The organism is Lentzea sp. NPDC005914, assembly GCF_040629405.1.
GTDB lineage: Bacteria > Actinomycetota > Actinomycetes > Mycobacteriales > Pseudonocardiaceae > Lentzea.
Map to the genome: position 1 here is coordinate 57,281 of NZ_JBEXVQ010000017.1, position 21,970 is coordinate 79,250.

The 21,970-nt window shown below is 68.2% G+C and carries 23 protein-coding genes; 14 read left to right on the top strand and 9 right to left on the bottom strand.

Going from position 1 to position 21,970, the window contains the following annotated elements; translation table 11 throughout:
* Positions 1–9 precede the first annotated feature (9 nt).
* Together ABZ345_RS24085 and ABZ345_RS24090 are read left to right on the top strand one after the other, a co-directional pair.
* Entirely contained in the window at positions 10–453 is a 444-nt protein-coding gene (locus ABZ345_RS24085; protein ID WP_359852733.1) for a nucleoside deaminase, read from the top strand.
* Positions 454–494: 41 nt separating this feature from the next.
* Complete coding sequence (locus ABZ345_RS24090) at positions 495–1,181, top strand: SDR family NAD(P)-dependent oxidoreductase (RefSeq protein WP_359852736.1); 687 nt, start codon at positions 495–497, stop codon at positions 1,179–1,181.
* A gap of 3 nt (positions 1,182–1,184) precedes the next feature.
* Here ABZ345_RS24090 and ABZ345_RS24095 read toward each other — a convergent pair whose 3' ends face one another.
* Genes ABZ345_RS24095 through ABZ345_RS24105 form a run of 3 tightly spaced genes read right to left on the bottom strand, consistent with a single transcriptional unit; the run spans position 1,185 to position 3,398 of the window.
* Positions 1,185–1,544 carry an STAS domain-containing protein gene (locus tag ABZ345_RS24095; protein WP_359852739.1) on the bottom strand — a complete coding sequence of 120 codons (360 nt, stop codon included), beginning with the start codon at positions 1,542–1,544 and terminating at the stop codon, positions 1,185–1,187.
* A gap of 22 nt (positions 1,545–1,566) precedes the next feature.
* Entirely contained in the window at positions 1,567–2,331 is a 765-nt protein-coding gene (locus ABZ345_RS24100; RefSeq protein WP_359852742.1) for an iron-containing redox enzyme family protein, read from the bottom strand.
* The gene (locus tag ABZ345_RS24105; RefSeq protein ID WP_359852744.1) at positions 2,331–3,398 is read right to left on the bottom strand and encodes a glutamate--cysteine ligase; all 1,068 of its coding nucleotides are present in this window, start codon (positions 3,396–3,398) and stop codon (positions 2,331–2,333) included. Before ABZ345_RS24105 ends, ABZ345_RS24100 begins: the two co-directional genes overlap by 1 nt.
* A gap of 49 nt (positions 3,399–3,447) precedes the next feature.
* Here ABZ345_RS24105 and ABZ345_RS24110 point away from each other — a divergent pair, with 49 nt between their 5' ends.
* Entirely contained in the window at positions 3,448–4,371 is a 924-nt protein-coding gene (locus tag ABZ345_RS24110) for a DNA topoisomerase IB (RefSeq protein ID WP_359852746.1), read from the top strand.
* On the opposite strand, the gene ABZ345_RS24115 is transcribed toward ABZ345_RS24110, so the two are convergent.
* From ABZ345_RS24115 to ABZ345_RS24125, 3 genes are read right to left on the bottom strand one after another with little or no spacing between them, the layout of a single operon-like run.
* Complete coding sequence (locus ABZ345_RS24115; RefSeq protein ID WP_359852748.1) at positions 4,358–4,783, bottom strand: DUF4383 domain-containing protein; 426 nt, start codon at positions 4,781–4,783, stop codon at positions 4,358–4,360. The two genes, ABZ345_RS24110 and ABZ345_RS24115, sit on opposite strands and share 14 nt — an antisense overlap.
* Positions 4,784–4,826: 43 nt before the next feature.
* On the bottom strand, positions 4,827–5,546 hold the full coding sequence (locus tag ABZ345_RS24120) for a SigB/SigF/SigG family RNA polymerase sigma factor (RefSeq protein WP_359852751.1): 720 nt from the start codon (positions 5,544–5,546) through the stop codon (positions 4,827–4,829).
* A gap of 12 nt (positions 5,547–5,558) precedes the next feature.
* A complete protein-coding gene (locus ABZ345_RS24125) occupies positions 5,559–6,023 on the bottom strand; it encodes an SRPBCC family protein (RefSeq protein ID WP_359852753.1) in 465 nt (154 codons plus the stop codon).
* Positions 6,024–6,224: 201 nt separating this feature from the next.
* On the opposite strand from ABZ345_RS24125, the gene ABZ345_RS24130 reads away from it, so the two are divergent.
* From ABZ345_RS24130 to ABZ345_RS24175, 10 genes are all read left to right on the top strand, one after another.
* Positions 6,225–6,998, top strand: a complete 774-nt coding sequence (locus ABZ345_RS24130) for an ABC transporter ATP-binding protein (RefSeq protein ID WP_359852756.1) — start codon at positions 6,225–6,227, stop codon at positions 6,996–6,998.
* Positions 6,986–7,765 carry an ABC transporter ATP-binding protein gene (locus ABZ345_RS24135; protein ID WP_359852759.1) on the top strand — a complete coding sequence of 260 codons (780 nt, stop codon included), beginning with the start codon at positions 6,986–6,988 and terminating at the stop codon, positions 7,763–7,765. Before ABZ345_RS24130 ends, ABZ345_RS24135 begins: the two co-directional genes overlap by 13 nt.
* A complete protein-coding gene (locus tag ABZ345_RS24140) occupies positions 7,762–9,582 on the top strand; it encodes an AMP-binding protein (RefSeq protein ID WP_359852762.1) in 1,821 nt (606 codons plus the stop codon). Before ABZ345_RS24135 ends, ABZ345_RS24140 begins: the two co-directional genes overlap by 4 nt.
* Positions 9,575–10,462 (top strand): branched-chain amino acid ABC transporter permease, encoded by an 888-nt coding sequence (locus ABZ345_RS24145; RefSeq protein ID WP_359852765.1) that lies wholly within the window; start codon positions 9,575–9,577, stop codon positions 10,460–10,462. The genes ABZ345_RS24140 and ABZ345_RS24145 overlap by 8 nt, the downstream gene beginning before the upstream one ends.
* The gene (locus tag ABZ345_RS24150; RefSeq protein ID WP_359852768.1) at positions 10,459–11,559 is read left to right on the top strand and encodes a branched-chain amino acid ABC transporter permease; all 1,101 of its coding nucleotides are present in this window, start codon (positions 10,459–10,461) and stop codon (positions 11,557–11,559) included. The genes ABZ345_RS24145 and ABZ345_RS24150 overlap by 4 nt, the downstream gene beginning before the upstream one ends.
* 11 nt (positions 11,560–11,570) lie before the next feature.
* On the top strand, positions 11,571–12,878 hold the full coding sequence (locus ABZ345_RS24155) for an ABC transporter substrate-binding protein (protein ID WP_359852771.1): 1,308 nt from the start codon (positions 11,571–11,573) through the stop codon (positions 12,876–12,878).
* A 125-nt stretch (positions 12,879–13,003) separates the two neighbouring features.
* The gene (locus ABZ345_RS24160; RefSeq protein WP_359852774.1) at positions 13,004–13,267 is read left to right on the top strand and encodes a hypothetical protein; all 264 of its coding nucleotides are present in this window, start codon (positions 13,004–13,006) and stop codon (positions 13,265–13,267) included.
* 97 nt (positions 13,268–13,364) lie between these two features.
* Positions 13,365–13,991, top strand: a complete 627-nt coding sequence (locus ABZ345_RS24165) for a DUF4255 domain-containing protein (RefSeq protein ID WP_359852776.1) — start codon at positions 13,365–13,367, stop codon at positions 13,989–13,991.
* A complete protein-coding gene (locus tag ABZ345_RS24170; protein WP_359852779.1) occupies positions 13,988–15,952 on the top strand; it encodes an ATP-binding protein in 1,965 nt (654 codons plus the stop codon). The genes ABZ345_RS24165 and ABZ345_RS24170 overlap by 4 nt, the downstream gene beginning before the upstream one ends.
* Before the next feature lie 17 nt (positions 15,953–15,969).
* Positions 15,970–16,680, top strand: coding sequence for a DUF4157 domain-containing protein (locus ABZ345_RS24175; RefSeq protein ID WP_359852782.1), 711 nt, complete (start codon positions 15,970–15,972; stop codon positions 16,678–16,680).
* Here the strand turns inward: ABZ345_RS24175 and ABZ345_RS24180 are convergent, their stop codons facing one another.
* The 3 genes from ABZ345_RS24180 to ABZ345_RS24190 are packed head-to-tail and all read right to left on the bottom strand — an operon-like array spanning position 16,681 to position 20,217.
* Complete coding sequence (locus ABZ345_RS24180; protein WP_359852785.1) at positions 16,681–17,637, bottom strand: hypothetical protein; 957 nt, start codon at positions 17,635–17,637, stop codon at positions 16,681–16,683.
* On the bottom strand, positions 17,634–18,839 hold the full coding sequence (locus ABZ345_RS24185; protein ID WP_359852788.1) for an MFS transporter: 1,206 nt from the start codon (positions 18,837–18,839) through the stop codon (positions 17,634–17,636). The genes ABZ345_RS24180 and ABZ345_RS24185 overlap by 4 nt, the downstream gene beginning before the upstream one ends.
* 19 nt (positions 18,840–18,858) lie before the next feature.
* Positions 18,859–20,217 (bottom strand): DNRLRE domain-containing protein, encoded by a 1,359-nt coding sequence (locus ABZ345_RS24190; RefSeq protein WP_359852790.1) that lies wholly within the window; start codon positions 20,215–20,217, stop codon positions 18,859–18,861.
* 238 nt (positions 20,218–20,455) lie between these two features.
* On the opposite strand from ABZ345_RS24190, the gene ABZ345_RS24195 reads away from it, so the two are divergent.
* Positions 20,456–21,970 carry a phage tail sheath subtilisin-like domain-containing protein gene (locus ABZ345_RS24195; protein ID WP_359852792.1) on the top strand — a complete coding sequence of 505 codons (1,515 nt, stop codon included), beginning with the start codon at positions 20,456–20,458 and terminating at the stop codon, positions 21,968–21,970.

Here is a 21,970-nt window from a genome sequence, read left to right on the forward strand (position 1 = left end):
TTCAGCCGCATGACCGCTGAAGAAATGCTGGCCGTCGCCGTTGAAGAGGCGCGGATGGGACTCGCCGAAGGCGGAATCCCCATCGGCGCCGCGCTCTTCGACGGCGACGGCCGTCTGCTGGGCCGGGGCCACAACCGGCGCGTGCAGGACAACGACGCCTCCATGCACGCGGAGACCTCGGCCTTCCGCAACGCCGGCCGTCAGCGCAGCTATCGCGGCACGACGATGGTCACGACGCTGTCGCCGTGCTGGTACTGCAGCGGCCTGGTGCGCCAGTTCGGCATCTCGAACGTGCTGATCGGCGAGGCCACGACGTTCTACGGCGGCCACGACTGGCTGGCCGAGCACGGGGTCGGCATCACGATCGCCGACAACGCCGAATGCGTCGAGATGATGACGTCGTTCATCGCCCAGCACCCCGAGCTCTGGTACGAGGACATCGGCCAGGATTAATGCTTTGCGCTGGAGCGCGCTCCAGGTCGTAGCGTGACGGCATGGCTTCTGTGCTCATCACCGGCGCGAACAAGGGCCTCGGCCTGGAGACCGCCCGCCAGCTCGTCCTCGCAGGCCACACCGTGTGGCTGGGCAGCCGCGACTCCTCGCGAGGGGAGGCGGCCGCGTCCGAGGTGGGCGCCCGGTTCGTGCAGCTCGACGTCACCTCGGACGAGTCGGTCGCCGCGGCGGCGAAGGTCGTGGGGGAGCTGGACGTGCTGGTCAACAACGCCGGCATCGCTCCGGAGTGGACCGAGCAGGGTGTGGTGGGGGCCGGTGAGGTCACGGCCGAACTGATGCGGGAGACGTTCGAGGTCAACCTCTTCGGCATCGTCCGGGTGCTGCACGCCTTCCTGCCGCTGCTGGAACGGTCGTCGTCGCCGGTCGTGGTGAACGTCAGCAGCCGGCTCGCCTCGCTGGCCACGGCCGCCGAGGGCAGCGGCTATCCCGGTGTCGCGTATCCGGTGTCGAAGGCCGCGGTCAACATGGTCACGGTGCAGTACGCGAAGGCGTTCCCGCGGATGCGCATCAACGCCGTCGAGCCCGGCTTCACCGCCACTGACCTGAACCGAGGCAGCGGGCGGCAGACCGTCGAACAGGGTGCCGAGATCATCGTGCGGATGGCGCAGATCGGGCAGGACGGACCGACCGGCGGCTACTTCGACGCCGAGGGCACGCTTCCCTGGTAACGGCTACGCGTAGCGCTCCGCCGCCTCGTCCATCGTCCCCAGGATCGTGAACACCGAGTTCAGCCCGGTCGCCTCGATCGGCCGCAACGCCGCGCGGGCGGAAGCCACCACCACGAAGTCCACGCCGGCAGCGGTTGCCCGTTGCTGCCCCAGCACGAGCGCCTCCAGCCCGGCGGACCCGAGGAACTTCACGCCCCCGAGATCGACCACGACTGCCCGGTTCGCGGACACCACGTGACTGTCCAGGGGCGTGGTCAGCTCGCTGCTGCTCGTGGTGTCGAGCTCGCCGGACACGTGCAGCACCACGACGTCCGGTGCGATCCGGTCGACGACCACGGAGGCCAGAGCGGTGGGGTCGGGCACGGTTCTCCCTTCAGAGCAAAATTCAACAGCCCACGTTAACCCTGTCCTGCGACACCAGCCAACGCCCCCTCAGCGAGGTGCGGCCCTGAGCGAGGCAGACGTCGACGTGCTGGGTCAGGCGGGCGTGCAGCTCGTGGCACACGGTGAAGCCGAGGCGGACGTCGTCCGGCGGGCACTGGACGGGCAGCAGCTGGGCGAACGGGTCGCCGCCGATCGTGTCCACGGCGGTCAGGAAGCCGACCAGGCAGCCCACCAGCCGTTGGTGCAGGCCGAACAACGACAGGGCGTTCACCAGGGACAGGGTCAGGGCGGGCATCTCGTCCACGCCGGCCGGGTCGGCGTCGCGCAGCGTCACGGCGAAGAGCACCGAGTGGGCGCGCTCCGAGCGGGTGCCGTAGGCGTCGCCCTGGATGTCGCGCAGCACCGAGCGCATCTCACGGCGCGGCTGCCAGAACGCGTGGTGCCTGCGCAGCTCGTCGAGGCCGTCGGTGGACATGACCGCGGGCTGCGTCACCTCCGACAACGTCCGCAGCGCCTCCTCCCAGCGCGCCTCCAGGGCCGCGTGGAACTGGGCCAGGACCGCGTTGTCCTCCCAGCCGGGGGCGACGTCGTCGAAGCCGCGCATCCGCAGCTCGTAGCAGATCCACAACGACAGCTGCAGGTCGTCGTCGAGAAAAGCCTCCCTCGTGCCCCCGCTGACGAGCAACGCCGGGCGCGGGACCGGCGGTTCACTGAGTGCGGCGACCAGGGCGGAGCTCATGTGGCCGCGGGGTGCGGGGAGGCGCATCAGGTTTCCTCACGCGTTCGGGCGATCAGCATGTCCACAAGGGACTCGGGGTCCGGGCAGCGTCGTTGCCGAGCGGCACCGCAGCCGTTGTGGCGCAACCAGTCCAACTGCTGCTCCACAGTAGACAGAGTGCCGCGATCGCGCAGCGCGACCGCAACGTGCTCAACGAGCTGTTCTGCCCGGTCGAACGCGGGGGAGAGTTTTCCGGTGTGTGGATCGGCGGCCAGTCCGTCGACCCCGTCGCGCGACGCCCGCCAATATGCCGCCCGCAGCACGGAATCGTCCACCCGCTGTTCGGAGGGTTCCGTCACGACGAGGGCCCGGATCAGCTCCGCGAGAACGACTACTTCCGTTGCCAGCTGCGGAATGTCCGCAACGCGCACTTCAACCGTCGGATGATCGGCCGACGGGCGCACGTCCCAGTACACCATCGCCCGGTCCAGCAACGCCTGCGTCGAGATGATCGCCTCGACGGTCCGGTCGTAGTGCTCGGGACCCTCCCACGACGGCGGCGGCCCGCTCACCGGCCAGCGCGACCACACCATCGACCGCCAGCTCGCGTACCCGGTGTCTTCCCCTTCGTAGATCGCGGAGTTCGCGCTCAACGCCAGCAGCGTCGGCAGCCACGCCCGCAGCTTGTTCGACGCCGCCAGCGCTTCGCCCTTGTTCTCCACACCCACGTGCACGTGCAGCCCGCACGCACCCTGCCCGATCACGAGTCTTCGGTGCGAGTACTCGATCTGGTGATATCTGGGGTCATCGGTTCCGGGAGGGGGACCGGCCTTCCCGATCGGCGGCATGCCTGTGGCCACCAACCGGCACCCGGCCTTGTCGGCGGCCTCGACCAACACCTGCCGGCCGCGCCTCACCTGCTCGCCGAGTTCCTCGAAGCTGTGCGTGATCCCGGTGGCGATCTCGATCTGGAACGGGGTCAGCTCACCCTGGACGTCGAGATCACCGGGCGCGCGGGAGAGTTCCCGGACTCGGGGTGCCAGTGCTACCGGCCGCCGCGACTCGGGATCAACGAGGAGGAACTCTTGTTCCACACCGACCGTGTAGTCATTCATCGGCGAGCGGGTACCCGCCTTTCGTGCTGATCAACCACGAGGTGGCCGAATGAGACTGCGCCGCAGCGACCCGGCGGGACCGGGCTGGACCCGCAAGCGTCACGGCAGCGGGTTCCGCTACGTCGACGCACAGGGGAAGACCCTCACCGCGGACGACGTGAAGAGGGTGAAAGCCCTGGTCATCCCACCCGCGTGGCAGGAAGTCTGGATCTCCCCGCACCCCAACGGTCACATCCAGGCCATCGGCTACGACGACGCGGGACGCCGCCAGTACCTCTACCACGAGAAGTGGCGCACCGACCGCGACGCCGAGAAGTTCGACCGCGTGCTCACGCTCGCCCCACGCCTGCGGGGCTTCCGCGAGCAGATCGAGAAGGACATGAGGTCGCGCGGCCGCAAGCGGTTGCTGGCCATTGCCCTGCGCATGCTCGACCTCGGCGTCTTCCGCGTCGGCCACGAGGAGTACGCCGAGGACAACGGCACCCACGGCGTCGCGACCCTGCTGTGCGAGCACCTCAGCGTGCGCGGCGACCGCGTCAGGTTCCGGTTTCCCGCCAAGCACGGCGTCGAGGTGGACGAGGAGATCACCGACCCGAAGCTCGCGCGGGCCGTCCGCTCGCTGCTCAAGGACCAGACCCCGGACTGCCGCGTCTTCGACCTCACCGCCGACGACATCAACGAACGCTTCCGCGAACTGGTCGGCGACGAGTTCAGCGTGAAGGACCTCCGCACGTGGCACGCGACGGTCCGAGCGGCCCAGGCGTTCGCGCACGCGTTGAAGGAACGCGGCAAACCGTCGAAGCGCGCCATCAGCGCGGTGATGAAGGAAGTGGCGGAAAGCCTGGGCAACACGGCGGCGGTCGCGCGGAAGTCCTACGTGGACCCACACCTGGTCGAGGCGTTCGAGAGCGGCGAGGTCATCGGCAACGGAGATCCGGAACGGGCGGTGCGCAAGCTGCTCAAGAAGTCTTGAGCGCCGCCACCCGGTCGCACTGCCGGCACCACGCGGCGCCCTGAGCCGCCGCCAGGGCAGCGAACCCGGCGAACAGGTGCAGCGCGTTGCTGCCGGGGTTGACGTTGAGGAAGTTGACGACCTGGTCGTCGTAGCGGGCCAGCCCGAGCCCGAAGATCACCAGGAACATGATCGCCGTCAGCAGCCCGACGCCGCTCAGCGCCTTGAGCCGGAAGGCCGCCAGCGCCAGCGCGACACCGAACACGAGGTGGATGGTGTTCTGGAGCGGGTTCACCCGCAGCAGCAGGATCGAGGTGTCGGACTCGCCGGCGAAGGACGAGAAGCCGGTCACGAAGAACCCGGCCACTCCCCAGAGCGCGAGCAGGGCACCAGTGCTGATCGCCAGCTTCTGGGGCCACCGCAACCGGTTCATTCCCCGAGTATCGCGAAAACCGGACATTCCCGCTCGCCCATTCTCATTCCTCTGCCAGAAGATCGTGGCGCAGCTGTTCCAGCGACTTGGTGAGCAGGCGCGAGACGTGCATCTGGGAGATCCCGACGCGGCGCGCGATCTCCGTCTGGGTCAGCCGGCCGAAGAACCGCAGCACCACGATGGTCCGTTCGCGCCGGGGGAGGCCCCGCAGCATCGGCTGCAGGGCCTCGTGGATCTCGACACCTTCCAGCGCCGGGTCGTCGACGGTCGAGGACTCCAGCGAGTCCAGCGGCGCGAAGGCGACGTTCTTCTCCACGCGCAGACCCTCGTAGACGTCGGACAGCGGGACCGCCAGGTGCCGGGCGATCTCGGAGGGAGTAGGAGATCGCCCGGTCTTGTGCGACAACTCGGCGGTGGCGCCGTCGATGGAGTCGCACAGCTCTTTCAACCTGCGCGGCACCCGTACCGCCCAGCACTGGTCGCGGAAGTGCCGGCGCACCTCGCCGGTGATCGTGGGGACGGCATAGGACAGGAAGTCCGTCTGCCGCCCCACGTCGAACCGGTCGATGGCGTTGATCAACCCGACCGCGGCCACCTGTGCCAGGTCTTCCATGGGCTCGCCGCGTTCGCTGAACCGGCGAGCGATGTGACGGGCGAGCGGGAGGTACTCCCGCACCAGGAGGTCTCGCAGCGCGTAGTAGCGCTGTGAGTCACGTCCGGTGCGGGAGAGCTCCTCGAACGCCGCGTGTTGATCTGGCGTCAACTCGCACCGCGATCAGACCTGGGGCGGAGGCGTGACGTCGCCCCGCCAGGCGCCGGTCTCGACGCCGCGGTTCTCGATGAACTCCTTGAACCGCTTCAGGTCACCCTCGATGCGATGCCCGACCACGCCGAGCGCGGCACCGGCCTTCTCGGTGAAGGTCTCGGGGTCGTACTCCATCTGGAGGTGCACCCGAGTCGTGTCGTTGTCGAGACGGTGGAACGTCACCACGCCACCCTGTGGCGGCCCGTCGACCGTGGTCCAAGCGACGCGCTCGTCGGCGTGCTGCTCGGTGATCTCGGCGTCGAACTCGCGCACGACACCGCCGATCTTCGTGGTCCAGTGGGTCCTGGTCGGCGTGACCTGGTCGATCTTCTCGACGCCGTCCATGAACGCCGGGAAGGATTCGAACTGGGTCCACTGGTTGTACGCCGTGCTCACCGGCACGTGGACGTCCACCGACTTCTCAATGGTGGTCACGAAACCTCCTCCTCATGAAGTTGCTTGCACCAGGTGAGTACCCGTGACACGCGCTGTTACACATCGTGTTCGGTCCATTCTGGACAGACACGGAGAGTGGTGGACCACTCGCGATCTGCGCATCACGAAATCGCCCAGAGTGGTCAAACTGACTGTGATCCACGTCATACTGATCGGCATCGCAGGCCCTAGGAGGCGCCGGTGCTCGAGGCGAACAACCTTGAGGTTGTCTACGACGACGTGATGCTGGTGCTCCGCGGCGTGAGCCTCACGGTGCCCAAAGGCCAGGTAGTGGCCCTGCTCGGAGCCAACGGAGCTGGGAAAACAACGCTGATGAGGGCCTTCAGCGGCCTGCTGGACGTGCACGACGGCAAGGTCACCAAGGGCTCGATCACGCTCGACGGTGAACCGATCCACAAGCTCTCACCAGCGAAAATCGCGGACCGGGGCATCAAGCAGGCGCTGGAAGGCCGCAGAATCCTCGCCGAGCTCACCGTCGAGGAGAACCTCAAGGTCGGTGGCCACGCCCGCCCCAGGAGCCTCAAGAGCAACCTCGAGCGCTGCTACGAGCTCTTCCCGCGGCTTCTCGAGCGGCGAAGACGGAGTGCGGGCTATCTGTCCGGCGGCGAGCAGCAGATGCTGTCGATCGGCCGGGCGTTGATGTCCGAACCCGAATACCTGCTGCTCGACGAACCCAGCCTCGGGCTCGCACCGCTGCTCGTCCAGCAGATCCGCGACCTCGTCGTGAAGATCAACGAACAGGGCACCACGGTCCTGCTGGTCGAGCAGAACGCCAGCATGGCGCTGTCCATCGCCGACCACGGCTACGTCCTGGAGACCGGCAAGGTCGTCATGGACAAGCCCGCCGCGGCGCTCCTCGCCGACGACGACATCCGCGAGTTCTACCTCGGCCTCGGCACCTCCTCGTTCCGCGCGGTCAAGCACTACAAGCGGAGGAAACGATGGCTGTCCTGAGCGTCGACGGGATCCGCCTGGCGTTCGACGGCGTCGTGGCCGTCGACGGGGTGTCGTTCGAGGTCGGGGAGAGCGAACTCTTCGCGATCATCGGCCCGAACGGCGCCGGCAAGACGTCTATCTTCAACGTCCTGAGCGGCGTCTACCGGCCGCAAGGGGGCTCTGTGCGGTTCAACGGCGAGGACCTGCTGGGTATGCGGCCGCACCGGATCGCCGCTCGCGGGATGTCCCGCACGTTCCAGAACATCGAGCTGTTCTCGCACCTCACCGTCGTCGACAACCTCATGCTGGGCCGCCACAACCACATGCGTTACGGCGCGCTGTCCGCGTTCCTCTGGCTCGGTAAAGCCCGCAACGAGGAGCTGAAGAACCGGTCGGCGGTCGAGGACGTGATCGACTTCCTGGAGCTGGAGCAGTGGCGCCGCTTCCCGGTAGGTCTGCTGCCCTACGGCGTGCAGAAGCGCGTCGAGCTGGGCCGTGCGCTCGCGATGGAACCCAAGTTGTTGCTGCTCGACGAGCCGGTCGCGGGCATGAACGTCGAGGAGACCGAGGACATGGCCCGGTACATCCTCGACGTCCGCGAGGAGCTGTCCATCCCGATGATCATGGTCGAGCACGACATGGGCCTCGTGATGGATCTCGCCGACCGCGTGATGGTGATGGACTTCGGCCGCCCGATCCGCACCGGCACGCCGGCCGAGGTGCAGGCCGATCCGGACGTCATCCGCGCCTACCTCGGCGAGCAGCACAAGAGCGTGACGACATGACCACCACCGTCGTTACCCGCGTGAGGGACCGAGCGACCAACACGCCGGACCAGATCGCCATGCGCGCCAAGGACTTCGGCATCTGGCAGGAAGTCTCGTGGGCGCAGTACTGGGCGAACGTCGAACTGGTCGGCGACGCGCTGCTGTCACTGGGCCTGGAGCCCGGCGACCGGGTGGCGATCCACTCCGAGAACCGTCGCGAGTGGCTCTACGCCGATCTGGGAGTGGTCGCGGCGCGCGGCATCACGGTCGGGCTGTACCCGACGAACCCGGCGTCCGAAGTCGCCTACCTGCTGTCGCATTCAGGTGCGCGGATCCTCATCGCCGAGGACCAGGAACAGGTCGACAAGGCGTTGCTGGTCCTGGAGGACACCCCGGACCTCGAGTGGATCGTCTACCTCGAACCACGCGGCATCCGGGGGCGCTACGACAACCCGAAACTCGTGTGGTGGGACGACTTCCTCGCGATGGGGGCGCGGTACCGGGACTCGCACGGCGACGAGCTGGCGTCACGGATGGCGCAGACGTCGCCGGACGACGTGATGACGTTGATCTACACGTCCGGCACCACCGGACCGCCCAAGGGCGCGATGCTCACGGTGGCGAACGTCGAGTTCGCCGTCCACGTGCTGGTGGAGGGCGGTGGCTTCACTTCGCCGCCACCGTCCTCCACCGATGTCACGCTGTCGTACCTGCCGTTGTGCCACGTTGCCGAACGCATCTTCACGACGTGGTTCAGCGCGGCTTCCGGCGTGCAGGTGCACTTCGCGGAGTCCATCGAGACCGTGCAGGCGAACCTGCGCGAGGTGCAGCCGACGATCCTGTTCGGAGTGCCGCGCATCTGGGAGAAGGTGCTGGCGGGCGTCACGATCGGGGTGTCGTCAGCTTCCTGGCTCAAGCGCACGGTCACGCGGTTCTGGCTTCGTCGCGCGGAGTCCATCGGTTCGACGCTGGTGGCGACGGGCGGCAGGCACACGGGTTCCAGCCGGGCTATGTACGCGCTGGGATGGCTGTTCTGCTTCCGGGCGTTGAAGGCCCGGATCGGCATGCGGCACGTCAGGTACGCCTCGTCCGGTGCCGCGCCGATCGCGCCGGACGTGCTGAAGTTCTTCATGGGCATCGGAGTTCCGATGCACGAGGTCTACGGCATGACCGAGAACACCGCCGTGGCAACGGGAAACCGTCCCGGTCGAGTCAAGGTCGGGACTGTCGGCGAACCACAGCCCGGTATCGAGCTGCGGATCGACGAGGAGACCGGCGAGATCCTCACTCGTCATGGCGGGACGTTCGCGGGCTACTGGCGTGATCCCGAGTCCACCGCTCAGGTGGTGACCGACGGCTGGCTGCACACCGGCGACGTCGGCGAGTGGGTCGACGGCACGCACGTGAAGATCACCGACCGGATGAAGGACATCATCATCACCGCGGGCGGCAAGAACATCGCGCCGTCCGAGCTGGAGAACGCGCTGAAGACCTCGCCGTACATCAAGGAAGCCGTGGTGATCGGCGACCAGCGGGCGTACCTGGTGGCGTTGATCGGCATCGAGTACGAGACGGTCGGGCACTGGGCCCAGCAACGAAAGCTGCCCTACACCACCTACCGGGACCTGTCGGAGAAGCCCGAGGTCCTCGAACTGGTGCAGAAGATCGTGACCGAGGTGAACGCGAAGTTCGCTTCCGTCGAGCAGATCAAGAAGTTCCGCATGTTCCCCAAGGAGCTCGACCACGAGGACGGCGAGCTGACCGCGACGCAGAAGGTCAAGAGATCCGCGCTGGGCAAGATGTTCGACGACCTCGTGGAGTCGATGTATGGATGAGTTCCTGCAGTCGTTGATCCGCGGCCTCGGCACCGGATCGATCTACTCCCTGCTCGCGCTCGGCTTCGTGATCATCTACAAGTCGACGCAGGTGATCAGCTTCGCGCAGCCCGCGTTCATGCTGGCAGGCGCCGTGCTGGTCTCGTACCTGGCCCCGCAGGTGTCGTTCTTCGGCGCTGTTCTGGTGGCGGCCGTGGTGATCGCGGTGCTGGCGTTGGGTGTCGAACGCACTGTGCTGCGGCCGATGGTCGGCAAACCCGTGTTCGTGGTCGCGATCATCACGATCGGCGTGGACGTCGTGGTCAGGGTGGTGACGAACGCGTTCATCGGGCTGGAGGTGCGGCAGGTCGGCGATCCGTGGGGCCTGACGACGATGAACTTCCTGGGCGCCGAGGTGCAGCAGCGGTATCTCGTGATGATCGGGACGACCGCTGTCGTGACGGTCGCGTTGTTCGCGTTCTTCCGGTACTCGCGGATCGGGCTCGCGATGCGCGCGGTCGCGTACGACCAGGAAGTCGCGCTGGCCCAGGGGATTTCGGTCGGGTCGGTGTTCGCGTTGTCGTGGGCACTGGCCGGTGGACTGGCCGCGCTGGCGGGTGTGTTCGTGGCGACGGGCGCGGGCGTTGACCAGCAACTGTGGATCGTGGCGTTGAAGGCGTTGCCCGCGATCATCCTCGGCGGCCTGGAGTCGTTGGGCGGCGCGGTCGTCGGTGGGCTCGCGGTCGGCGTTGTCGAGTCGCTTTTCGGGACCTACCAGGGTGATTTCGCGCCGTGGCTCGGGCCGAACTTCGGGCTGGTCGCGCCGTACGCGTTGATGCTGCTGGTGTTGCTCGTCAGACCTTACGGGTTGTTCGGCAAGCGGGAGGTGGAACGGCTGTGAAGGGTCGTCCTGAGCTGTACACCTCTTACGCCCAAGACATGGCGTTCCTGAACACGCGTCCGAAGCGTGCCTGGACCGGCGGACTCGTCGTCCTGGCGTTGGTACTGCCGTTCGCCATCACGGACGACCTGCTGCAGCTGCTCGCGACCGGGTTCGTGGCTGCGATCGGGGCGATCGGGCTGAACATCGTGACGGGCTACGCGGGCCAGGTGTCGTTGGGGCACGCGTTCTTCCTCGCGATCGGTGCGTACACGGGTGCGGCTTTGAGCGGGCCCGAGACCGGGCGGGTGATCGGGTTCGGCATCACGTCGCTGCCGATCTGGTTGCTGGCCTCGGGGCTGGTGGCCGCGTTCTTCGGCGTGCTGGTCGCGCCGGTGGCGGTGCGGTTGCGCGGGTTGTACCTCGCGATCGTGACTTTGGGGCTGGTCTTCCTGGGAGAGCACGTGTTCCGGGAGTGGACGTCGCTGACCGGCGGGCCGGGAGTCGGGCGGCCCGCTGCCGTGCCCGAGCTGTTCGGGGTGCGGCTGGACCGGGACAACGCGGTGTTCACGGCGGCACAGCAGTTGTATCTCGTGATGTTCGTGCTGCTGGTGATTTTCGGTGTGCTGGCACGGAATCTGGTGCGCTCACGCGTGGGGCGGGCGTTCGCGGCGGTGCGGGACCGGGACCTGGCCGCGTCGGTGATCGGCGTGGACCTGACGAAGTACAAGGTCCTGGCGTTCGCGGTGTCCTCGTTCTACGCGGGTGTCGCGGGCGCGCTGCTGTTCGTGATGAACGGGTTCTTCGACCCCGGCTCGTTCAGCCTGCTGTTGTCAGTGCAGTACATCGCGATGGTGCTCATCGGCGGCGCGGGCACCATCTCCGGCGCGATCATGGGCGCGCTGTTCATCACGCTGCTGCCACGCATCACCAGGGAACTGCCCGCGGTGCTGCCGTTCATCAGTGGTGACGCCACCGGTGTGGTCACGGTCTTCCAGGTGGAGGCCGTGCTCTACGGCGTGCTCATCATCGTGTTCCTGATCGTCGAGCCACGCGGGTTGTTCGGCATCTGGGTGCGCGTCCGCAACTACTGGCGCACCTGGCCGTTCTCGTACTGAGGAGAATCCCCATGTCTGGTAAGCGATTGAGCTGCTCCAAAAAATCGACACTGTCAGTCGGGGTACTGGTTCTTTTTCTGGCAGCGTGCCGGGGCGGGGACGGCGCCGCGCCGCAGGAGGGCGCGGGCGGGATCAAGGTCGACTTCGGCGTCACCAAGGAGGCGTGCCCGCAGGCCGTCGACAAGGCCAAGGGCTGCATCTACCTGGGCACCATCTCGGACCTCACCGAGGGCCCGTTCAAGACGCTGGCCGTGCCGATCACCGACGCGCAGAAGGCGTTCTGGAAGCGCGTGAACGACCGCGGCGGCATCGGCGGCTACGAGATCGACGTGACGACGTACGTGAAGGACAACAAGTACAACCCGCAGATCCACAACCAGGTCTACCAGGAGATCAAGGGCAAGATCCTGGCGCTGACCCAGACGCTGGGCTCGCCCACGACCGTGGCGATCCTGCCGGACCTCGAGAACACGCAGATGGTGTCGGTGCCGGCGTCGTGGACCTCGTTGTGGGGCTTCGAGGAAGTGGTGCTGGAGTCCGGCACGAACTACTGCGTCGAGTCGATGAACAGCGTCGACTACGCCGTCGAGAAGCTCGGCGTGAAGTCCGTGATGGCCGTGCACCTCGCCGGTGACTACGGCGACGACGCGGCCGCCGGAGCGAAGATCGCCGCCGAGAAGCGCGGGCTCTCGTTCGAGAACGTGACCACCCAGAGCGGCCAGGACAACCAGGGCGGCGCGATCGACGCCGTGGCGTCGAAGAAGCCCGATCTCGTGATCCTGACGACCGGCCCGACGGATGCGGCCGTGATCGTCGGACAGGCCGCGGCGCGCGGGTACAAGGGCAAGTTCATCGGCACCTCGCCGACGTGGAACCCCGGTCTGCTGAAGTCGCCGGCCGCTCCCGCGATCAAGGCGCTGTACATGCAGTCGGCGCCGTGGAAGGCGTGGGCGACCGAGTCCGTCGGCCACACCGCGATGCGTGCGGCGCTGCCCGGCGTCACGCCGAACGACGGCTACACGGCCGGTTGGGTGTGGGCGTACCCGTTGAAGGCGGCGCTCGACAAGGCCGCGTCGAACAAGGACCTGACGCGTGCCGGACTGCTCGCCGCGGTGCGCCAGCTCACCTCGGTGGACTACGAAGGCATGCTTCCTTCGGGTGCAGGCAATTTCTCCGCTTCTGCGCAGGATGCACTGTTCCGTCAGTCACTCATCTACCGCCCGGACGACGCCGCTCCGACCGGAGTGACGCTGGTAGAGGACTTTTTCACCGGCTCGACAGCAAAAGATTTCAAGTTCGAGAAGCCCTGCTACCAGTGAACCGAACGGGTGACACGCACCGCTGATGCCCGGGGTTTCTGGCTAGTCTCGCTGGTGAGGACGTTGTAGGAGGTTGTGCGGTGTTGACGTGCGTCGAGGTTCGCCGAGCCGCAGGAGGCCTCAGGTTGTTCGTTCGTCCCCCGGCCGCGCTGCGGTGGAGCGCGCGGCTGGGGTACGAACGGGTGTCGGAGCTGCTGACCGCGATTCGTCAGGCGGAGTCGTGCGCTGTGCCTGATGTGGCACTCCGGTACGTGCCCGACCAGCGCACCGGTGAGGCTGTGCTGGCGTGTGCGACCGGGACGGTCGTCCTGGACGCCGAGGACGTCACCCTCCTGCACGACACGTTACGGGCGCACATGCCGGACCGGATGAGGCCGCTACCGGTCTGAAGTCCTGGCCGGCTGCCCGTTGGGGCAGCCGATCGTGTCCTCCGGGACGTCACCGCGCTGGTCGTCCAGCGGCGCCTGACGGACGATCGTGGACGGCGTGATCCACGAGGTTGACGAGGCTTTGCGCCGCCTGGTCCGCGACGAGGCGCTGCGCGGTTCCGATCTGGACGTCGCGTTCGACGCGCCGACCAAGGACTGGGCGGCGCGGCGGAACGCGCCCACGGTCAACATCTACCTCTACGACATCCGCGAGGACATGCGGCGTCGGCAGCGAGGTCTGCTCAACGAGTACGACGCGCAGGGACAGGTGGCGGCGCGTCATCTGCCGCCGCGGCACATGAAGCTGTCGTACCTGGTCACGGCGTGGACGCAGCGGCCGGAGGACGAGCACCGGCTGCTGTCGGACCTGCTGGTCGGGTTCCTCGGGTACGACGCGGTGCCGCCGGCGTTGCTGGGCGGGTCGCTGCAGGAGCTGGCACTGCCGGTGCCGATGACCGTCGCCCTGCCGCCGCCGGAGGACCGGGCGTTCGCGGACGTGTGGAGTGCGCTGGGCGGCGAGCTGAAGCCGTCGCTGGACGTCGTGGTGTCGGCGCCGGTGTCGACCGGGCGCAGGATCGCGGCCGGGCCGCCCGCGCGTGAGGGCGTGCAGCTGCACACCGGCGAGGAACGGGTGCGGCACAACGTCTCCGCGGACGGTGTGGGGATGCGCAGGGTGGCGCGATGATCTTCGAGCGGATGGCAGGGCTGGAGCGGCGCATCCGGGCGGCGGTGTCGGCGCGCCGGGCCACGGACCCGAACCCGGACGACCCGTTTCGCGGACTCTACCTGTCGGACGAGGTCATCGAGGCGTTGCTGGACAGCGGCAGGGAGCCGTTCGCGCCGTTCGTCGAGACGACGGCGGACGGTCGGCTCGGGCGGCTCGCCCGCAAGGCCCATCTGTCCGAAGCGGACGTGGAGCTGCTGCTGGTCGCGCTGGCACCGGACGTGGACAGCAGGTTCGAGCAGTTCTACGGGTACCTGAACGACGACGTGACGCGGCGCCGGGCCACGGTCGGCCTGGCGTTGCGGTTGTGCGGGCTCGCCGAGGCCTCGTCGCAGGGCAGGGCGAGGCTCGACCAGGGCAGTCCGCTGGTCAGGTGCGGGCTGATCACCGTGGAGGACTCGGAACGGCCGCTGCTGAGCCGGTCGCTGAGGGTGCCGGACCGGGTCGGCGCGCACCTGCTCGGTGACGACAGGCCGGACCCGTCGCTCACGGATTTCGTGACGCTGTCAGGAGATCCGGTGCCGATGCCGGGCGCGGAGAGGCTGGCGCGCGGCATCGAACGCGGCGTCAAGCTCGTCTACCTGCGCGAGCACCCCGGCGGTGGTGCGGCGGAGCTGGCCGTCTCCGCGCTGGCACGGGCGGGTTTCCCGGCGTTGCTGGTGGACGCGGCACGGATGACGGACGCGCTGGCGGTCACTCGCGAGGCGCTGCTGCGAGGCGCGGGGGTCACGATCGGCCCGGTCGACTCGAACTTCACGCTGGACCCGTTGCTGCACGACGAGATTCCGGTCATCGCGTACGGGCCGGGCGCGTGGGAGCCGCGCTGGACGCGGATGCCGCCGTTGCAGCACGACGCGGTGCAGGTGCCGTTCGACGTGCGGGTCTCGTTGTGGCGCACGGAGCTCGACGGCAAGCTGGCGCGGGGCATCGACCCGGCCGAGGTGACCGCGCACTTCGTGCTCGGCCCGACCCAGATCAGCAGAGCCGCTCATGCCGCCACGGTGTCCGCGCTGGCCGACGACGGGCTGGTCGACGCGGCGCACCTGCGGTCCGGCGCGCGCAGCCAGAACGCGGGCGGCCTGCAACGGCTGGCCCGGCGCATCGAACCCGCGGTGTCGTGGCCGGATCTCGTTCTGCCCGCGCCCATCACGTCCCTGCTGCGCGAGTTGGCTGCTCGCGCGAAGCACCGCGACCGGGTGATCGACGAGTGGCGCATGCGGCCCGGCGGTGGTCGTGGCCGGGGCGTCACGGCGTTGTTCGCGGGCGACTCCGGCACCGGCAAGACGATGTCGGCCGAGGTGATCGCCGCGTCGCTCGGACTGGACCTGTACACGGTGAACCTCGCGACGGTCGTGGACAAGTACGTCGGCGAGACCGAGAAGAACCTGGAGCGGATCTTCGTCGAGGCCGCGGGTGTCAACGGGGTGCTGCTGTTCGACGAGGCCGACGCGATCTTCGGCAAGCGGTCGGAGGTTCGTGACGCACACGACCGGTACGCCAACATCGAGAGCGCGTACCTGTTGCAGCGCATGGAGTCCTTCGACGGCATCGCGGTGCTCGCGACCAACCTGCGCGCGAACCTCGACGACGCTTTCACGCGGCGGATCGACGTGATCGTGGACTTCCCGCTGCCCGACGCGGATCTGCGCCGCGGGCTGTGGGACCGGTGCCTCGGCGGTGCGGTGCCTCGATCGTCCGATGTGGACCTGGACTTCATGGCGGCGTCGTTCGAACTGGCGGGCGGCCACATCCGGTCGGCGGCGGTGACGGCGGCCTACCTGGCTGCTGCGGCCGGGCACGTCATCGGCATGGTCGAGCTGATCGGCGCGGTCGCCCGTGAATATCGCAAGCTCGGCCGCCTGGTGGGAGAACGCGAGTTCGGCCGGTACTTCGAACTGGCCACCGAACGTCTGGTGGGTTAGGGACCAAGGAGCAGGAGATGCACGGACACGAACACGACTCCGAGACTTCCTTCCGCCCCAAGGGCGACAGGATCCAGCACGAGGAAACGGACCTGATGGGCCGCGCGGCCGCTGCCGGCCGCCCCGACGTCCTGGGCCCGGCCGGAATGCTCGGCCTGCAACGCGCCGTGGGCAACGCGGGTGTCGCTGCCGTCGTGGAAGAGGAACGCTCGCCGGTGCATGATGTCATCACCTCGGGAGGCACGCCTTTGGGCGCCGACGTGCGTTCCGACATGGAGGGCCGCTTCGGGCAGGACTTCTCGGACGTCCGCGTGCACACCGACTCGGCCGCGCACGACTCGGCGAAGTCGGTGAACGCGCAGGCGTACACCGTCGGCTCGAACATCGTGTTCCAGCGCGACAAGTTCGATCCCGGCTCGGACTCCGGCAAGCACATGCTGGCGCACGAGCTCACGCACGTGGTGCAGCAGCGGTCCGGGCCCGTCGACGGCACCGACACCGGTGGCGGGGTGAAGGTGAGCGATCCGTCCGACCGGTTCGAGCGGGACGCGGTGGCGAACGCGGATCGGGTCATGGCTGCTCCGGCCGCTCCCGTGCAGCGGTGCGAGGACCACGGCAGTCACGGCGACGAGGCTCATGTGCAGCGCGAAGAGGCGCCTGCCGAGGAAGAGGAGACCGCGCAGACGTTCGTGCAGCGGGCCGAGGAGGAGGAAGAGGCCGCCGAATAGTCAGCTGATCGGTGCGGGCGAGCTGGCTTCGGGTACCAGAATCGCTGGTGTGCCGGTGCCGTCGGCGGGCACGGACCACACGTCGTTGAGGCCGTCGTCGCGCTGGATCCCGTAGGCGACGGTCCTGTCGTCGATCCAGGCCGGCTGGTCGTCGACGCTGCGGGTCTCGGCGAGCTGCGTGATCTTCTTCGTGGCGAGGTCGAGCACCGAGACACGCCAGCCCTTCTGCGGGTCGCCGTCGACAGCCTTCTTGTAGGCGATGCGGGTGCCGTCCGGGGACAGCGATGGGCACTCGACGTTGTCCAGGTCCGTCAGCGGCTTGAGGTGCCTGGCCGCGAAGTCGCCCTCGATCAGGTAGCGGTGCGGGCCGGTGGACATGGTGGCGTAGAAGCGGTTGCCGTCGGCGGTGAACGTGACGCCCCAGAAGTTCGAGTCGGCGGGCCGTTGTGGCATGCCCTCGACGGCGAACTCCTCCAGCGACTGCACGACCGTCCCTGTCACCGTGTCGAGGATGCCCGTGCTCGTCGAGAAACCGTTGGCGGCGTAGGAATGCCCGTCGACGAACAGCGTCCAGCCCACCATCCGGCCGCTCGAGGACACGCGGGTGCGGTTCGGGAAGCCGGTCAGCGCGACGGTTCGGAGCTCCTTGAGCTGGTTGTCCAGCACGACGAGCTCACCTGCTTTGAGAGCGCCGACCGGACGCAGGCAGGAGATGGTTCCGGCCGCGGAGTACACGCGGTCGCAGCGCTGCTCGGTGACCTCGCGCGACCCGGCCGGATCCTGGCGGGACACGGTGGAGAGCCTGCCGTTGCTGAGCACCATCAGCCGCGGGCCGGAGTTGACGGCGATCGAGTTCGCCGCCTCGCCGGGAGACGCGCCGGACAGCACGGTGTAGCCGATGGCGACGCCGGCGAGCAGCACGGCGGCGATGACGGTGATCAGCAGGCGGTTCTTCACGGGGTGCGACGTCCCAGCAGTGCGGCGGTGGTGATCAGGGCGAGGACGACCGCGACGGCGGCGGTCCTGGTGGCGGCTTCGGGGCTCCAGAACTGCCAGGCCAGGCCGAACAGCACGGAGGAGCCGAGGTAGGCGAGCGCCTGTCCACTTTGGATCAGCGCGATTCCGGTGGTGCGCAGGCGTTCCGGCAGGACCGGGCCCGCGAGCGCCATCAGCACGCCGTCGGTGCAGGCGTAGAAGACGCCGTACAGCGCCACGACCAGCACCATCAGCGGCCAGCCGCCGAGTGGGCCGAAGAGCAGCAGGTAGACGACGGTCAGCGCGCCGTACCCGGACAGCATCACCTTGAGTCGTCCGACGCGGTCCGCCAGTGCGCCCAGCGGTGCGGCGAGCAGCAGGTAGACCAGGCTCGTGCCGACGGCGAGCAGCGGGAACCAGCCGAACGCCAGCCCTTCCCGTTTCTGCAGCAGCAGGTACACGAACCCGTCGCCGATCGTGACGAGGCCGAGCAGTGACGCGGCCAGCACGATCCTGCGGACGGCCGGGTCCTTGAGCAGAGCGAGCTTGAGGGGTTCCTTGCGCTCCAGCGGTTCTGGCCGGTCGCGCACGTAGAGCACGAGGACCAGCACGCCGAACGCGGCGATGCAGAAGCTGGTGACGAACACGGCGTCGAACGACTGCGCTGACGCCGCGAGGACGGCCATGGCGACGAGCGGCCCGGCGAAGGCGCCGATTCCGTCCATCGCCCGGTGCACGCCGAACGCCCGGCCCAGGTCACCGCTGGGGGTGGACAACGTGATCAGCGCGTCGCGTGGTGCGGTGCGCAGGCCCTTGCCCGCGCGGTCCGCGGTGATCACGAAGCCGAGCGCGGTCAGGGAGCTGCCCGCGGCCAGCAGCCCGAGCTTGGCCACGGCGGAGATGCCGTAACCGAAGCCCGCGACCGCCTTGCGCCGGTTCGTCCGGTCGGCGAGGTACCCGCCGGCGAGCCTGAGCAGTGTGGTGGCGCCCGTGTAGACGCCGTCGATCAGCCCGTACGCGGCCGGGCTGAGCTGGAGACCGATGACCAGGTACAGCGGCAGGATCGCGGCCACCATCTCCGACGAGACGTCGGTGATGAGGCTGACCGCACCGAGCGCGAAGACGTTGCCGCTCAGCCCTTTCCAGTTCGCCGACTTGGGCTTGTCTATCGTGGACAGGTACACATCGGCCTCCAGCAGCCCGTCAGTGGCAGTTCGTGGTGCCGCTGTCGGTGTAGGTCTTGCCGGCTTCGGGGACGAACTGCCAGTCGAAGCTGTTGCTGTGCAACGTGAACTTCAGCACGCCGCGGGTACCGGTGTTGCGCGCCTCGCTGTTCGGCTTGATCGTGCCGAAGCTGTAGGCACCGGCGCCGCCCATGCCCACGACGAACTCGCGGATGCCGCGTGCGTTGTCCAGTCCGCCGGTGGGGTTCTGCGGGGCGAACCGCTCGTACTGGTGGTTGTGCCCGGTGACCACGAGGTCGGCGTTGGCGTCGTACAGCGCCTGGAACAACGGCCTGGTGGCCGTTTCCGGGGCGTGGTTGGCACCGCTGGTGAACAGCGGGTGGTGCCAGTACGCCGCGGTGCACGGCTTCGTGCTCGCCGCCAGGTCCTGCCGCAGCCACTGCTCCTGCGCGCTTCCGGCCGACATGCTGACGTTGGAGTTCAGCGACACGATGTGCCAGTTGCCGAGGTCGTAGGAGTAGTAACCCCGCCCCGACGGACCGGCCAGCGCACCGAAGTAGTTGTAGTACCCCGTGGCGCCACTGGTGACGTAGTCGTGGTTGCCGGGCGAGGGCTTGGTGCGCGCCTTGTGCCGGCCCCACGTGGGCTCGTAGTAGCTGGTGAACTCCGACGCGGTACCGCTGTTGTAGACGTTGTCGCCCGCGGTGAACACCGTGCCCTGGATGTTGTCCAGCAGCGCGGCGGTCGCGGTGTCGCCCGAACCGGAGTCCGCGATGTCACCGGCACCGACCCACACCGGGTCGCCGGGTGGTGGCGTCGTGCCGTCGGTGACCACGAGCTGCGGAGCCGTGGCACCGCTCTCCCGCGAGTCGTAGTCGGCGCCGTCCGAGCTGGTGGACGTGATCGCGATGCTGAACGTGCCGTTGCCCGTGACGTAGCTGGTCACGTCGATCTCGTACCAGGCGTTGCGGGCGACCGCCCCGAGGGAGCCGAGCGTGGCGCCGTCGACGGCGGGCTGGTTGTTCCAGGTGACACCGGTCTCGGTCCAGCTGACGTTGGACGTGGACCGGAACGTGCCGCCGCTCGGGCTTTCCGCACCGGCGACGTCGTCGGTGTGGACGCGCAGCTTGGCGTTGGCGACACTGCCGCTGATACCGGAGACGGCGAACTTGAGGAACGTCCGCTTGACCGGCGAGTTGTCGGCGCCGAGCTGGCCGGACGTGCCGTAGTTCGTGCCGGTGGCGGAGTTGTCGACGTAGGTGTCGGCGGTGGGCGTGAACGTGGTGGTGGCAGCGTGAGCCGCGGTCGAGGCGGTGAGGGTGGCCGCCGTGACGACGACGGTGGTGAGCACGGCTAAGGGAGCCCTGCGACGTTTCATGCCAGCGCACTTCCTTGTTGGCGGACATGGACCGTCGCGAAGGGTAGGGCTCAAATGAGACCTGTGCGGTGATCGTTCGGCGGCAGTTTGGTGAACGGGCGGGAAATCCCCCTGTGGGGTGGTTGCCCTTTCGGGCAGCCACCGGCTCCCTCCAGCACCGTCGCGGGGTCGTGTCGGGTTTTGTGCGGTCGCCGCAGCATGTGTCGTACAGGGTTCCGTACGACATGGGAGGCCGTCGATGCCCACCTATCTCTCGCCGGGCGTGTACGTCGAGGAGGTGGAGGCAGGTGCCCGCCCGATCGAGGGCGTGGGCACCGCCGTCGCCGCGTTCGTCGGATTCGCGGCCAAGGGTGACTACAACACCCCGACGCTGGTCTCGAACTGGGCGCAGTACACCGAGAAGTTCGGCGACTTCGCCGAGGGCTGCTACCTGCCGCTGGCCGTCTACGGCTACTTCCTCAACGGTGGCACCAACTGCTACGTCGTCCGCGTGGGCGGCTCCAAGTCCACCGCCGCGCTGCCCGCGGGTCCGCAGGCCCAGCTGGGTGGATATCGGGTCTCGTCTCGCGAGCTCGGCGCGGGTTCGCTGGTCGTCGAGGTCGGCGAGCCGGCGGGGGAGAACCAGCCGGACGACCGCTTCTCGTTGACGGTCAAGGACAACGGCAAGGTCGTCGAGACGCACCAGGTGTCCGCCAAGCGCGGCAAGGAGAACGTGGTCACCGTCGTGAACGCGGCCTCGAAGCTGATCACGATCGAGGAGGTCGCCGGGGCGTCGCTGGCTCGTCCCGACAAGGCCTCCGCGGCGCTGCGCGAGGCTCCCGCGCCGCCGCCGGTGCCGCGCAAGGTGGTGCCCGACGACTACGTGGGCGATGTCGCCGACCGCACCGGGTTCGGTGGCCTGGAGGCGATCGACGAGGTCACGATGGTCGCGGTGCCCGACCTGATGAGCTCCTACCAGCGCGGGCTGATCACGCTGGAGGCCGTCAAGACCGTGCAGTCGGCGATCATCTCGCACTGCGAGCTCATGGGCGACCGCATGGCGATCCTCGACCCGCCGCCGGACCTCTCGCCGGACCAGGTGAAGAACTGGAAGCAGACCGAGGCGGGCTACGACTCCAAGTACGCGACGCTGTACTACCCGTGGATCAAGGTCTACGACCCGTCCACTTCGGACAACATCTTCGTGCCGCCGTCGGGTCACATGGCCGGTGTGTGGGCGCGCAACGACGCTTCCCGCGGCGTGCACAAGGCTCCGGCGAACGAGACCGTGCGCGGTGCGGTCGCGTTGCAGACCCAGTTGACGAAGGCCGAGCAGGAGCTGCTGAACCCGATCGGCGTGAACTGCATCCGCGCGTTCACCGGTCGCGGCATCCGCGTCTGGGGTGCCCGCACGTTGTCGTCCGACCCGGCGTGGCGCTACCTGAACGTCCGGCGGCTCTTCAACTACCTGGAAGAGTCCATTCTGGACGGAACGCAGTGGGTCGTCTTCGAGCCCAACGACGACGCTCTGTGGGCCCGGATTCGCCGGACGATCTCGGCGTTCCTGGTGATGGAGTGGCGCAAGGGCGCGCTGTTCGGCCTGACGCCCGACGAGGCGTTCTACGTCAAGTGCGACCGCGAGACCAACCCGGCGGAGGGCATCGACCTCGGCCAGGTCGTGTGCGAGGTCGGCATCGCACCCGTGAAGCCCGCGGAGTTCGTCATCTTCCGGCTCGCCCAGCTTCAGGGCGGCACCAGTCTGGTCAACGAGTAG

Excerpts from the sequence above, each read along its gene's own strand:
- ABZ345_RS24155 (WP_359852771.1), top strand. The coding sequence starts at position 11,571 with ATGTCTGGTAAGCGATTGAGCTGCTCCAAAAAATCGACACTGTCAGTC.
- ABZ345_RS24145 (WP_359852765.1), top strand. The coding sequence starts at position 9,575 with ATGGATGAGTTCCTGCAGTCGTTGATCCGCGGCCTCGGCACCGGATCG.
- ABZ345_RS24115 (WP_359852748.1), bottom strand. The coding sequence starts at position 4,783 with ATGAACCGGTTGCGGTGGCCCCAGAAGCTGGCGATCAGCACTGGTGCC.
- ABZ345_RS24140 (WP_359852762.1), top strand. The coding sequence starts at position 7,762 with ATGACCACCACCGTCGTTACCCGCGTGAGGGACCGAGCGACCAACACG.
- ABZ345_RS24100 (WP_359852742.1), bottom strand. The coding sequence starts at position 2,331 with ATGCGCCTCCCCGCACCCCGCGGCCACATGAGCTCCGCCCTGGTCGCC.
- ABZ345_RS24135 (WP_359852759.1), top strand. The coding sequence starts at position 6,986 with ATGGCTGTCCTGAGCGTCGACGGGATCCGCCTGGCGTTCGACGGCGTC.
- ABZ345_RS24090 (WP_359852736.1), top strand. The coding sequence starts at position 495 with ATGGCTTCTGTGCTCATCACCGGCGCGAACAAGGGCCTCGGCCTGGAG.
- ABZ345_RS24170 (WP_359852779.1), top strand. The coding sequence starts at position 13,988 with ATGATCTTCGAGCGGATGGCAGGGCTGGAGCGGCGCATCCGGGCGGCG.
- ABZ345_RS24175 (WP_359852782.1), top strand. The coding sequence starts at position 15,970 with ATGCACGGACACGAACACGACTCCGAGACTTCCTTCCGCCCCAAGGGC.
- ABZ345_RS24195 (WP_359852792.1), top strand. The coding sequence starts at position 20,456 with ATGCCCACCTATCTCTCGCCGGGCGTGTACGTCGAGGAGGTGGAGGCA.
- ABZ345_RS24085 (WP_359852733.1), top strand. The coding sequence starts at position 10 with ATGACCGCTGAAGAAATGCTGGCCGTCGCCGTTGAAGAGGCGCGGATG.
- ABZ345_RS24110 (WP_359852746.1), top strand. The coding sequence starts at position 3,448 with ATGAGACTGCGCCGCAGCGACCCGGCGGGACCGGGCTGGACCCGCAAG.
- ABZ345_RS24105 (WP_359852744.1), bottom strand. The coding sequence starts at position 3,398 with ATGAATGACTACACGGTCGGTGTGGAACAAGAGTTCCTCCTCGTTGAT.
- ABZ345_RS24190 (WP_359852790.1), bottom strand. The coding sequence starts at position 20,217 with ATGAAACGTCGCAGGGCTCCCTTAGCCGTGCTCACCACCGTCGTCGTC.